At 62.3% G+C, this 12,833-nt stretch carries 8 protein-coding genes and 2 pseudogenes; 6 read left to right on the top strand and 4 right to left on the bottom strand.

The genetic code is table 11. The features are described from left to right. Positions 1–72: 72 nt before the first annotated feature. Positions 73–1,164: an efflux RND transporter periplasmic adaptor subunit gene (locus tag A6W98_RS00245; protein ID WP_042456353.1), complete on the top strand. Its 1,092-nt coding sequence runs from the start codon at positions 73–75 to the stop codon at positions 1,162–1,164. A gap of 5 nt (positions 1,165–1,169) precedes the next feature. Further along, positions 1,170–4,295 carry an efflux RND transporter permease subunit gene (locus A6W98_RS00240; RefSeq protein ID WP_042456350.1) on the top strand — a complete coding sequence of 1,042 codons (3,126 nt, stop codon included), beginning with the start codon at positions 1,170–1,172 and terminating at the stop codon, positions 4,293–4,295. Positions 4,296–4,681: 386 nt separating this feature from the next. On the opposite strand, the gene A6W98_RS00235 is transcribed toward A6W98_RS00240, so the two are convergent. Both A6W98_RS00235 and A6W98_RS21750 read right to left on the bottom strand, forming a co-directional pair. Further along, complete coding sequence (locus A6W98_RS00235; protein ID WP_042456348.1) at positions 4,682–5,377, bottom strand: hypothetical protein; 696 nt, start codon at positions 5,375–5,377, stop codon at positions 4,682–4,684. A 193-nt stretch (positions 5,378–5,570) separates the two neighbouring features. Beyond that, a pseudogene (locus A6W98_RS21750) lies at positions 5,571–7,118 on the bottom strand (AMP-binding protein). Positions 7,119–7,318: 200 nt separating this feature from the next. Here A6W98_RS21750 and A6W98_RS21405 point away from each other — a divergent pair. From A6W98_RS21405 to A6W98_RS00210, 4 genes and pseudogenes are all read left to right on the top strand, one after another. Further along, positions 7,319–7,468, top strand: a complete 150-nt coding sequence (locus A6W98_RS21405; RefSeq protein ID WP_168161799.1) for a hypothetical protein — start codon at positions 7,319–7,321, stop codon at positions 7,466–7,468. Further along, on the top strand, positions 7,461–7,730 hold the full coding sequence (locus tag A6W98_RS21400; protein WP_042456340.1) for a hypothetical protein: 270 nt from the start codon (positions 7,461–7,463) through the stop codon (positions 7,728–7,730). The genes A6W98_RS21405 and A6W98_RS21400 overlap by 8 nt, the downstream gene beginning before the upstream one ends. Positions 7,731–7,802: 72 nt before the next feature. Beyond that, positions 7,803–8,618, top strand: a complete 816-nt coding sequence (locus tag A6W98_RS00215; RefSeq protein WP_042456337.1) for a helix-turn-helix transcriptional regulator — start codon at positions 7,803–7,805, stop codon at positions 8,616–8,618. 265 nt (positions 8,619–8,883) lie between these two features. After that, positions 8,884–10,306, top strand: a pseudogene (locus tag A6W98_RS00210) (IS1182 family transposase). A gap of 677 nt (positions 10,307–10,983) precedes the next feature. On the opposite strand, the gene A6W98_RS20710 reads toward A6W98_RS00210, so the two are convergent. Continuing rightward, positions 10,984–12,102 carry an NACHT domain-containing protein gene (locus A6W98_RS20710; RefSeq protein WP_155734688.1) on the bottom strand — a complete coding sequence of 373 codons (1,119 nt, stop codon included), beginning with the start codon at positions 12,100–12,102 and terminating at the stop codon, positions 10,984–10,986. Between the two features lie 31 nt (positions 12,103–12,133). Further along, a complete protein-coding gene (locus A6W98_RS20705) occupies positions 12,134–12,832 on the bottom strand; it encodes an NACHT domain-containing protein (protein ID WP_155734687.1) in 699 nt (232 codons plus the stop codon). Between the last annotated feature and the right edge of the window lies 1 nt (position 12,833).

The raw sequence follows: 12,833 nt of genomic DNA, 5'->3' as shown, positions 1-12,833 counted from the left end.
ATCCCGCGTCATTGACCGGCCTCGCCTCCCAAGCTAACTCCCAACCGAACGGTCGGTAGGGAAAATTCCAAAATGCAGAATCATCCCGTGGATTTCAAACGCTTCCTCGCGATGTCTCTTACCGCTCTCAGCCTTCTGACATCGAGCGCGCAGGTTTCCAATGCCGAGGACGTGGCCGTCCCCCCGCCGGTGCCGGTTCTCACGATGCGTCCGGGAGAGGACGACAAAGCCCCCGACCGCATGTTCTACGGGCGCGTCGCAGCACGCGCGACCGTGGACCTTGCCTTCGAGGTCGGCGGGCGGATCGTGACCCTCGACGCCGTCGAAGGGCAACGCATCGCGGCCGGAACCGTCCTGGCGGCCCTCGATCCCGACCCTTACGAGCGGGCCGTCGCCCGTGCCGAACTGTCGCTCGACCAGGCCGAGCGCGCGTTCCGGAGGGCCGACACGCTGGCCGCCCGGGACGCCGCGTCCCGAGCCCGGGCGGACGATGCCGAGACGGCGCGGGACCTGGCCGCGGTCGATTTGCGAGAGGCCCGGGACGCGCGGTCCGACACGCGCCTCGTCGCTCCGTTCGACGCGATTCTGGCCAAACGGATCGCCTCTGTGGGCGCGCTGGTGTCGACGGGCGAACCGGTGGTTCGGCTTCAGGACATGTCGGAGCTGCGCATCGACGTCGAGTTGCCAGAGCGCCTGCTCGGCCGGATCGGCGATCCGCAGGAGGCCCGCTTCGAGGCCGAGATCCACGGGATCGACGGCCCGCTCGATCTTGCCTTCCGCGAGGTGCGGACCGAGACCGGCGAGATCGGCCAGAGCTATACCGTTTCGCTCGCGGTCGCGAAGGCCGACATGCACCCGTGGCTTCTGCCGGGGCGCAGCGCGACGGTCCGCGCCTACCTCCCCAAAGCGGAGACCGGCGTGGCTGTTCCGGCAACCGCGGTCGTGACACGCGGCGAAGGCCGGCATTTCGTCGTGGCGGTCGAACCCGACGGCGATGCACTCGTCGCCCGCCACCTGCCCGTCGAGGTCGCCATTCCCGACGGCAGCACCGTTCGCGTCGAAGGGCTTCCCGCCAATGCCGAGATCGTCGCGGTGGGCGGGCACCTTCTCGAGGACGGAGATCCCGTCAGCCGTTATGACGGCCTCATCGCCAAGGCGGAGTGAGCTCGATGCAGATCGCCCGCAACGCCATCGAACGCCCGCTCTATACATGGCTTCTGATCCTCCTTTGCCTCTTCGGCGGCGCTGCCGGCTATCTTGGCGTCGGCAAGCTGGAGGACCCGGTCTTCACGCTGAAATCTGCCCTCGTCGTCACATCCTATCCAGGCGCGAGCGCTGCCGAAGTCGCGACCGAGGTCTCGGATGTGCTCGAGGCCGAGCTTCAGCAGATGAACGAGGTCGACTACGTCACCTCGACGAATACGCCGGGCCTGTCGGTGATCGAGGTCACGATCCGCGACACCTTCGGCGGGGCCGAGCTGCCGCAGGTCTGGGACGATCTGCGCGACAGGGTGACGAATGCCACGCCAGACCTGCCCGCCGGAGCGCGGGCCCCGATCGTGAACGACGATTTCGGAGACGTCTTCGGCCTGCTCTATGCCGTCAGCGCGCCCGGCTATGCCGATGCCGAGATCCGGGATATCGCCACCTTTCTCCGCCGCGAGATGTCGACGGTGGTGGGGGTCGCCAATGTCGAGGTCAAGGGCCTGCCCGAGGAGGCGATCTTCATCGAGCCCGACAGCGCCACGCTGGACGCGCTCGGCATTCCGCCCGATGCGCTCTCTGGCGCCATTGCGGGGGCCGACGCGGTGACGCCAACCGGCGCGCTACCTTCCGGGGACGCGAACCTCCGGATCGAAGCACCGCGCGCGGAGGACAGCACCGGCAAGATCGCGGCCCTGAATTTCGGTTACCGCGGCGAGGTGATCAATCTTGCCGACATCGCCTCCGTCCATCGCGGCCGGATCGATGAGCCGAGCCAGATCCTGCGCCATAACGGAACCGAGGCCTTCACGCTTGGCATCGCGGGCCTGACCTCTGCGAACATCGTCACCGTCGGTGCGCGGGTCGAGGCGCGGCTCGACGAGATCGCGCATGTCCTCCCCGCAGGCGTCGCGATCGAGCCGATCTACGAGCAGCACCGCGTGGTGGCCGAGGCCAATGACGCGTTCCTGCTGAACCTCGCCGTCTCGGTGGGTGTGGTCGTCGCCGTCCTCGCGCTTTTCATGGGATGGCGCGCGGCGGCGGTCGTCGGGGGCACGCTGCTTCTGACCGTGACCGCGACCTTCTTCTTCATGTATCTCTTCGGCATCGAGGTCGAACGGATCAGCCTCGGTGCGATGATCATCGCCATGGGAATGCTGGTCGACAACGCCATCGTCGTCGCCGAGGGCATGCAGACCGACATGCGCCGCGGTCGCCCCGCAGCAGACGCCGCCGACGAGGTCGCGCGCAGCACGCAGATGCCGCTTCTCATCGCCACGATCATCGGCATCATGGCCTTCGCCGGGATCGCGCTGAGCCCCGGCGACGCCGGAGAATTCCTGTTCTCGCTGTTCGCGGTCATCAGCATCTCGCTTCTGCTGTCCTGGTGTCTTGCGGTGACGGTGACGCCCTATCTCGCGAGCCGGCTCTTCCCCACCGGGTCGGTCACCGGCAGCCGCGATCCCTATGACAGCGCCTTCTTCCGGGGCTATGGCCGCATCGTGGGCCTCGCGATCCGGTTTCGCTGGCTGGTGATCGCGGGCCTGGTCGGCGCGACCGCCGCGGGCGTCGCGTCCATGGGCTTCGTGCGGCAGCAGTTCTTCCCGCCCGCCACCACGCCGCTTGTCTATCTGAACTACAAGGCGGCCCAGGGCAGCACGGTGCAGGCGACCGACAAGGACCTGATGCGCCTGGCCGACTGGCTCGCAACCCGGCCCGAGGTCGTCTCGGTCACCTCCACCGCCGGGGCGCCGATGTCGCGTTTCTTTCTGACCTACGCGCCGGCCGACAGTAACCCCTCTTACGGCCAGCTCGTGATCCGGGTCGCAGAGCCAGAGCAGATCCCCACCATCCGCGATGCCCTCTCGGCCGCGGCCGCGCAAATCGTCCCCTGGGCGGAGACACGGGTCGAGCAGATCATCTACGGCCCGCCCGTCACCGCCGATGTCGAGATACGCCTGTCGGGGCCGGATGCGGACGTCCTGCGCGGTCTTGCCGGCAAGGTGCAGGAGATCCTCGAGACGCGGACGGCTCTGCTTCAGGTCGAGCGCACGGATTGGCGCGCGCGCGAGATCGTGGCGCAGCCGGTCTTCGGCAGCGCGCGGGCCAGCGCCCTTGGCATCGGACGGGGCGATGTCGCGAATGCCATCGCGCTCGTGTCGGACGGCGTGCAGGCCGGGGTGGTCCGCGAGGGCGACCGGCTGATCCCGCTGATCCTGCGCCAGCCGCGCATCGACGGCGCCCCGCAGACCCGACTGATCGACACCCAAGTCTACGCCCCGGCCACGGAAAGCTACATCAGCCTCGGCCAGGTCCTGGACGGCTTCGAGCCACGAAGCCGTGACACGCTCATCCGGCGCCGCTCGCGGCAGCCCACGATTACCGTGCAGGCTTTCACGCCCCCCGATGTCCTGCCCCCCGAGGCCTTTGCCGAGGTGCAGGATGCCGTCGAGGCGATCCCGATGCCGTCCGGATACCGCATGGAATGGGGAGGCGAATACGAGAGCGCGGGCGACGCCCAGGCGAGCCTTGCCCGGCAGATGCCGCTCTCCTTCGGGACGATGCTGCTGCTCACGATCTTGCTGTTCGGGAAATTCCGGCAGACGGCGGTGGTCTGGACGGTCGTGCCGATGGCGGTCACCGGCGTCGGTATCGGGCTTCTGCTGACGGGCCTGCCGTTCAGCTTCACGGCGCTGCTCGGGCTGCTCAGCCTCTCGGGCATGCTCATCAAGAACGCCATTGTGCTGGTCGAAGAGATCGACGCCCGGAAGGACGAGGCCGGATTGCCGCAGCGCGAGGCCATCGTCACCGCCTGCGTCAGCCGCCTTCGCCCGGTCGTTCTCGCCGCCGGCACAACGATCCTCGGCATGGCGCCGCTTCTGATCGACCCGTTCTTCGCCTCGATGGCGGTGACGATCATGGCCGGCCTCGGCTTTGCCTCGATCCTGACGCTGATCGGAGTTCCGGCGATCTACCACACCTATGTCAGCGAGCGGAGAGCCGACAGCGGGGAAAACTCGAGGCAGGCTTCGTCTTCGAAGGTGGGATCCGCAAGGTCGATCCCGTCGGATCCGGCGCTCGCAGCGCATTAAGCCTCCCCTGGCGGAGTCTCCGCGTGCAAGACCGTTGGGAGATCCTCGCATCCCCCCGTACCGTTCCCAAGACTCCCTTCACTCCCCGCGCCGCTTAGCAGGCCGCTGAAAAACTCCACCAAACGTCAGATTTCGTCACATTGGTCGTGCCTTGGCACGGACGAAAATGACCATCTCGACGAGATCGCGCCTGAGTGGGGTACCTATGCACCTCACCCGTCGTCGTCTGAGTTTTTCAGCAGCCTGCTAGGTCAAGATCAGCTTGTCCGGCGTGAGGTCGGACACCGCATTCCTCAGCCGTTCGTTCTCCTTCTGAAACCGTTTCAATTCCTTCAGCTGGTCGGTTCCCATACGGTTGCTTCTCCCGCCGGTAGAACCGGTACGCCTCAGGCGGCTCCGTTGGCCGCATCGCGGGTTTGCCGGGCCGAGATGCGCTTGCCGAAGGACACTACCAGAAGGACGGCCCCGACGCCCAGCAGTACGTAGACGGGTACGTAATCGGGAGTGGCCAGCGCGGCGAGCGCGGCCTCGCGGCTGCCGGAATAGGGACGGACATGCAGGAAGGGCTGTTCCAGCGTGTAGCCGTCATCTATGAGCGTGTCGCGCACCATGTCGACAAGGTCGGGATGGCGGTCTTCGTAGCCATGGATCTGCTGGTGCCAGTGCCCGCTGCGCGATTGCGAGGCTTCGTCGGAATGGTTGCGGGCCCAGGCCTTCATGTCCTCTTCCGAGTCGAAATAAAGAACGCCCGAGGCCCGCTTGGCCTCTTGCGCGGCATCGCCCGTAAAGATTGGCATCACCACGATATGGGTGTCGGGACCACGGCGGCGCGACTTGTCGAGCGTAAAGTAGTAGTCATCGATATTCGCCTCGAACTCGGCCTGATGGAACGCCTCGTTACTACGGGTCGCGATATAGCTGTCGAGCGGCTGCATCGTGGGGGCTGGTTCGCCACTGATGGCGGCCACGTCGGCGGCCTCCTGACGGGCCTGCTGGAAGGTAGGATAGGTTCCACAGAGAACGAGAATCCCGAGGATCGTGTAGATGTACCAGGGAAGCTTCCGCAGTATTTTTTGAAACATTTTAGGCCTTTCGCGCATTTTCCCGCGCGCTCTAGCAAGGGGGTAAAATGTCGGCAACGTGCGAAAAATTGTCGCCGGCCAAAAACCGCGCCCGCATCCGCGGCAGACCGGCAACTCTACGCCGATCGTTTGGACGCATGGCTTCCAGGCTCTGGACTTCCGTAACGGGCCCCTCTCCGCCAAGAGATTGCGGCTAGGCGATTTGACCTCGCCAACGGGCTCCGCCTCGGTCGACCCGACCGCCGTCTCGCGGCTCTTTCGTGAGAGCCCTCCGCCCCGCATCGTCCGCGGCGTCGAAGGCGGTGCCGCCATCGCTGCGCAGTGCCGGGTCGGCGGCTTGCGCCACCGTCTCGATATCCTGAGGCCAGATATTCTCGCCATTGAGGATGATCACGTCCTTCAGCCGGCCTGTGACGAAGAGGTCGCCCTGGTCGAGAAAGCCCAGATCGCCTGAGCGCAGGAACGGCCCGTCGCCGTCCGCGGTCTCGGCGCGGAACGTGTCTTCGACGCCACGGGCATGGCCCTGATATCCCTTGGCGACGGAGTCGTGCCGGATCCAGATCTCGCCGACCTTGCCCTCGGGCAATGCATGGCGGGTTTCCGGATCGACGATCAGCAGGGTCATCTGCGCATCGCTTCGTCCGCAATTGGCAAATTCCGGGCCGCGGCCGTTCAGCTCGGGGATGCGCTGGAAGGCCCGCGGCCCTGCAAGGCGGCCGCCTGTGACAACGGCCACGGTCTCGGCCATGCCATAGGCAGAGCGCATCGTTTCGGGTCGCAGGCCGCAGGGCGCGAACCTCTCGAGAAAGCATTCAACCACCTCGCGGCGGATCGGTTCGGCGGCGCTGTGCCCGCAGATCCAGGAGGACAGGTCGAGCCCGTCCTCTTCGCCCGGCCGCAGGCGCTCGGCCGTATAGGCCCAGGAAAAGTTCGGGCCTCCCGCATGGGTTGCGCGGGTCTGCGAGATCAGCTGTAACCAGAGCATGGGGCGGCGCAGGAAGGTCCCGGGCGCCATGAAATGGCAGCTCGCCCCGAGCGCGATGGGCAGGGCCACGCCCTGGGTAAGCGCATAATCGTGGTAATGCGGCATCCAGCTGACGACGATGCTGTCCGGTCCGTAATCCAGCACCTCTGCGGTCGTGCGGTTGCAGGCTTACAGATTGGCATGGGTGAGCCTGACCGCCTTGGGGCGGAGCGTGGAGCCTGAACTGTATTGCAGATAGGCATCCGCATGCGGATCGAGCGCAGCCGCGACGTCGGCAAGGCTGAAATCGCCGGGATCTTCGGCCATGAGGTCTTCGTGGGTGAAAACATGCGGGACGGTCTGTCCGAAATCGAGCCCGCCAAGCGTCTTCGCCGGTCCGATCGCGGCGGCGGGCATGCAATCGCCCGCGATATGCAGGAGCCTCGGCAGGCTGCGCTTGCGTGTGGTCCAGTCGCCAGCGGGACAGGGCACGGCGATGCAGCCCGCAGCCATGGCGGCAAGGAAGCTCACGGCGAACTCGATCCCGGCGGGATAGACGAGCATCACCGGTCGTTCCTGGAGCCCACGCCGTGAAAGCGCGGCGGTCATGCGGGCGACACTCTGTTCGAGGCCTGCGAAATCCAGCGTGGCTTCGGGGGCACCGGGCCCGCCATAGAAGGAAAAGGCGGTCTTTCCGCCATTGATCCGCGCGTGCTCCAGCAGGTTTCCCAGCAGCGTTTGTGCGAAAAGGTCATTGCGGTAGGTCAGGTCTTCCATGACATCCCATTGAAACATAAGGGGAAGTCTCTGGCGGAAGGCTGGAGACCGGCAAGAATGCGGGCAGCTGGGCGAGGCCCGTCTGCTGGCGGCTGCGCCTGGCCAACGATCCGCGCCGCGCGGAGCGGCTTCTGCTGGGCGATCCGGAGGCCGGGCAACCGCCAGCAGAGCCCCGGATCTGTCCCGCCTGCGGCGAGCTGGTGACCGAGGGGCAGGGATGCGGCGGCGGTATCTGCCGGGCCTCGGACGCCTTTCCGAAGCCGGTCGAAGACCCCGCCGACAAGGCGTTCCGCGAAGCCGTCGCCGAACTGGTCGATTGCGCCATGAAGGAAGGAAAGCCCGATGCCTGACATCCACCAGCTTCCGCCCCTCGATCTGCACATGCCAGCGCAGCGCGGATGCTGCGACATTTGCCGTTTCGGGGCCGTCGCGGCAGTACGAGCCGAGCCGGGAGGGCAGCGCCATATTCACCACGAACAGATCGAAAATGGTTATAAAGCCACCAAGCAGCAGGGCAAAAAGCGGGGTCGCACCAAGCGTGCGGCGGGCGGGTACAGTCATCGTGACGGCTCCTTTATCAACATCATGAAGCCTGTCACTCATCCCGTATGATGTTACTATGGGGGAAGTTATCCTGTTACTGGAGCTCCCATGACGGCACGGTTTTAGCGCACCCGACACGACCTGGCGGAGTTTCTGCGCCGCAAGCGCGCCAGCGTGCAGCCCGAAGATGTAGGCCTGCCCCGCACGGCCCGCCGCCGCACCCCCGGGCTCCGGCGCGAGGAAGTCGCGACCGTCGCGGGGATCGGTCTCAGTTGGTATACATGGCTGGAACAGGGGCGCGAGATCAGCGTCTCGGCCCATCTTCTCGAAAACGTGGCCCGCGCTCTTCGGATGACGCCCGAGGAACGCCAGCACCTCTATCTTCTTGCCCAGAACCGGCTGCCCGCCGCTCCGGCGCAGAGCTGGTGCGAGATGCCGCCGCTGATCCGCCGACTGCTGGACGATCTGACAGAGCGGCCCGCCTTCGTGATGAACCTCCGCTGGGATGTCATCGGGTGGAATGCGGCCGGCGACGGGCTGTTCGCCTTCTCGGACTATCCAGCCGGAAGCCGGAACATGCTCTGGATGTATTTCGCCGATGACCGGCTGAGCCGCCGCGTGCAGGACTGGCCCCGGCAGGCCCCCCAGATCGTCGCCAGTTTCCGGCGCGACTATGCCGCCGGAAAGGACGCGCCCGACATGCAGGCTCTGGCGGACCACCTGCAAGCGACGTCTCGAACCTTCCGCCGCCTATGGCACGATCATGATGTGCAGGGGCGCTGTGAAGGGCGCCGCAGCTTCGACATGGCGGACAGAGGTCCGGTTGCGTTCGACCATACGACGCTGATCGTGGATCAGGACCGGCATCTGCGGCTCGTCTATTACGCTGCGGTAGAAAGGGGCGAGGCGGGCAGGAAACCCATGGATGGATGTTCCACAGATCATGCCGCCGAATGAAGGGGATGGGCTCGGATAGGACCTGCGGCGGTGCGGTGTGGTTCTTGTGCACCGGAGTGACACCGCTTGGGTGCTCTCTGCCGATAGCGGCCGTTCGACGCCCCCCGCTGTCGACAGTTGACGAATCGCAGAAGCGGACATCCGCTTAGCCCATGGAACAGCTCTCGACCAGCGACGCAGACGGCCTATTCCGTTGAAAAACGCGACTTGTCCGAAGGTCTGACCGTTGATTCAATATCGCTGTAACCGTCAGAGGTGAGCGGCGATGATGGGGTCCCGGCAGGAAGCGCAAGGCGCTCTGTTCTACGAGTTCTCGATCGAAGCGCATGTGCCGCCAGACCATCTGCTCCGATCTGTGGATCGGTTCGTCGATCTGACTGGCATCCGCCAGCACCTGGCCCCGTTCTACAGCTCCACGGGGCGGCCGTCGGTTGATCCGGAACTGATGATCCGCATGCTTCTGGTCGGTTACAGTTCGGCATGGTGCCGCCATTGGTCCGAGGCCCATGCCGGACGGCATCCGGTCCGAACGCCGGCTCTGCGAGGAGGTCCATCTCAACCTCGCCTACCGCTGGTTCTGCCGCCTCGATCTGACCGTGCCCGTGCCGGATCATTCGACCTTCTCCAAGAACCGTCATGGCCGCTTCCGCGACAGCGACATGTTGCGCCATCTCTTCGAGACCGTTGTGGCCCGGTGCATCGCGGAGGGCCTGGCCAGAGGCCAGCGCCTCGCCGCGGATGCCAGTATCATCCAGGCCGACGCGAACCGGCAGAACTCGACGCCGAAGTCAGACTGGCAGCCGGGCAGCATCGACCCTGAAGAGGCGCCCCGGGCTGTCAGGGAATACCTGGAAACGCTCGATGACGCCGCCTTCGGTGCAGCGAGCCCGGTCGAGCCGAAGTTCACCTCCCATTCCGATCCGGCTTCGCAATGGACCGGGGCTCGGGGAGGTCCGGCCTACTTTGCCTATTCCACCAACTACCTGATCGACACCGACAACGGCGTGATCCTCGATGTGGAGGCCACCCGGTCGATCCGCCAGGCCGAGGTTGGATCGGTACGGACCATGATCGACCGGGTGAACGATACCTTCGACATCGCACCGGAACGGCTGATCGCAGATACCGCCTATGGCACCGGCGTCATGCTGGACTGGCTGGATCGGCAGCGCGGCATCGCACCCCATATCCCGGTGATCGACAAGTCAGGCCGTAGAGACGGGACATTCGAGCGCGCCGACTTCGCCTATGACGTCGAGAGGGATGTTTACACCTGCCCGGGCGGCAAGGAGTTGAAGCAGAGTCGGCGGTCCTTCACGAAACCCCGGGAAAAGAAACCCGATGAGGATGGCATGCTCCGCTACCGGGCCGGCAAGGCCGATTGTGATGCCTGCGACATGAAGGCGCGCTGCTGCCCCAAAGAACCCTCGCGCAAAATCCTCCGGTCGATCTTCGAGCCCTCCCGGGATCGAGCGCGTGCGATCACCCAGACCACCGACTACGCGATCTCCTGCAAGCTCCGGAAAAAGGTGGAGATGCTCTTCGCGCATTTGAAGCGCATCCTGGGTCTCAGCCGTCTCCGATTGCGGGGCCCGAGCGGCGCACGTGATGAATTCCACCTCGCAGCCACCGCACAGAACCTCCGGAAGCTCGCAAAGCTCCTTCCGATCCCACCGGTCGCCTGTTGAGGAAGGATAGGCGCAGGCGCCGCAAATCCTGAGCGAGGAGAAATGCGATCGCCGAGCCGAGTTTTTCAACGGAATAAGCCCTTAGCTGACCCGCAGCAGATGTGCCTCGTCATGCGCTCCGTCTCTCAGATCGAAGGCATGGGGTAAAAGTGCCTTGGCAACATGAGGCTTGGGAAACTGGTCTTGCATCTGCTTGTCCGCGTGGGTGCACATTGTTTTCTGATATCTGCGGGTGGCGGGTTTGTCCCGCTCTCTGGACCTTGGCGGCTCCAAGGCATGCCGCAGCGGGGATGAACGACCGCTTCCGTGATCCGCTGCCGGATCGGGCTTGGGGGACCGAACGGCGGCTATCGGCAGCGAGCGCCCAAGTGAGGGCGCCAGGCGTTCAAGCGCCGCGTTGCGCCGCCGCAGGTCCGCTCCGAGCCGAAACTGACCAGAGAGCGCGCCAGGCCGATTTTGCACGCGCAGCGACGCGCTCAGCGTATCGACCGGCCCTGAGTTGCCGTTCGCACGTCGTGCAACGAATGACCGCAATGCGGACTAAATTGCCCAGAAATAAGACAAGAGCAAAGCCCCGCACCCGGTAGAGATTAGGGAGGGCGAAGTCCTAAACACCAGGAATGATCTCCTGCGAATGCCAGGCAACAGTCAGCACTAAGATGCCTAAGGTGAGAAATTTAGCCGAACAAGCTATCAATATCGGAGTGCCTTTTGACTCGCTCTGACACAAGGTCATGTAGCTCGATCATATTCCTTCTATCGTCTCCAAGACGAGCCTCAATGAGTTCTAATGAGTATCTCGCCTCCTTGTGCTTTGATCTCTCCTCAAGCTCACGAATATCATTTACGGAAGGCTCAAGTTTGTACATGGATCTAACCGCATTTAGATGAATACGAACCCGTTGGTCCGGTTCTCTTCGGCCTCGCCACCCAGCAGGCTCACCTAGAAGAGCACGTTGATAGGCCGCCATACTGCATCGATCAACCTTATAGTCTTTCATCAAAACTTGCAAAATCGGAAGGACAAAATCTCTTTCTGCTTTTTCTTGATCCATCTGCAAGACGAACCGTAGTACCTCATCGGTGGCAGATCGCTTTTCGGCCATTTCAATCGCCCTGATGTATTGGCCTCCACTGAGGGAGCTCACAAAGCCCGCACAAAAGTATTCCTGAAACAACCTGTGGCCAAAAAGGTAATGGCCTCCGTCTTGCAATAGTAAGCAAACGTTTATCCTCATATCATATATCAGGTCTTCTTCTGAAGCATCGATCGGCAAACGAGACTTTGCCTTTGAGACAAATTTGTGCAACTGCACTTCATTCATTTCTATAGCTTCAGCAAAATAGCTCGTAGCGCAAAAGGCAGAGAAAAATTTCTTAAATTCAGATTTCGACAACTTGCTTAAGACAACTCTAGCATATCCCGATTTTTTGATATCATGCCGCCACCAGAGCGCTTCGAAAGCATCCTCAAGAAAGCTCAAAAGGTTGTCTGAAACTCGATTTACCTCAGTGGCGGTCAGGATTAAAACTGTCACCATTAGCGGGCTTCTCAAAAAGCCCAAGTACCCCTCGGGCATATCATTTCGCACGTAAGAAATCAGCTTGTTCTTGTCGACTTGAGGTACCAATGATTTTTGAATCAACTCCACGGACATATCTGTTGAGAAGTCGCATACCTTTGCGATATTGAAACCTTCCCAAGACTGATATGCGGTCATATCTCGACCAGAGACGATCAAGGGGCACAATTCATACTTCGTAACAAAATCGCGAATTTCATTTTCTAAGGTCAATCGATCTTTCGGGTCGACTTCATCGAAGCCATCAACGCAAATAGAGGAACAATCCAGCGCGAAGTGCTGCCATTAGGTATTTTCTAGATATTTCTATTTCGCCATATCTGTTAATTTCATCGACCATTGAAATGATTAAATCCGATGCGGAAGATAGCCGCCGCACTTCAATGTAAATTGGCAAGTATGGCTTTCGCGACTCAATGGCGCTTAAGCACATGTGTTTTAAGAAAATCGTTTTCCCCGCGCCCGCGCCGCCGCTAATTATATAAGCCGATGTCTTTCTCTTGGGCTTGTTCTGTTCCTGGTGTTGGAGTTGTGAGAGTATCTTAGGATCAATATAATGGGCATCAGTTTCATCATAGTTGTCCGTCTGTGACTGTGCGAGGTGCTCGGCAATCTTGTCCTTGGTAGATTCAATGCTCTTGAAGAAAATGTCACTAAACAGACTATCTGGGACGGTTATTGGCCTGCCGTTCGGCTCAAAGGAAATTTCTAGAGACGCAGCAACGTAAATACTCTGCAGATCAACTGCTTCGCGGCTATAGAGAATATTCTTTACTGAAGAAATCTCAGAAATTTTGGAGCGGCAGTAGTCTTTTAAGAATTCAGGTTGTCGTGCGTTGTAAGCGGCCACTTCGTCAAATATGCGCTTTTCAACGTAGTCCACAGCGCGATTTAATACTCGCTGAACCACTCCTGTGGCGAGTTTCTCCTCATCAATCGTCAAG

It is taken from the genome of Rhodovulum sulfidophilum DSM 1374, from assembly GCF_001633165.1.
Classification (GTDB): Bacteria; Pseudomonadota; Alphaproteobacteria; order Rhodobacterales; family Rhodobacteraceae; genus Rhodovulum; species Rhodovulum sulfidophilum.
Note: the sequence above shows the minus strand (reverse complement) of the source record. Positions and strands in the feature narration are given on the sequence as shown.

What these genes read in the sequence shown, in the direction of transcription:
- A6W98_RS00235 (WP_042456348.1), bottom strand. Translation starts at nt 5,377, where the DNA reads ATGTTTCAAAAAATACTGCGGAAGCTTCCCTGGTACATCTACACGATC.
- A6W98_RS00240 (WP_042456350.1), top strand. Translation starts at nt 1,170, where the DNA reads ATGCAGATCGCCCGCAACGCCATCGAACGCCCGCTCTATACATGGCTT.
- A6W98_RS00245 (WP_042456353.1), top strand. Translation starts at nt 73, where the DNA reads ATGCAGAATCATCCCGTGGATTTCAAACGCTTCCTCGCGATGTCTCTT.
- A6W98_RS21400 (WP_042456340.1), top strand. Translation starts at nt 7,461, where the DNA reads ATGCCTGACATCCACCAGCTTCCGCCCCTCGATCTGCACATGCCAGCG.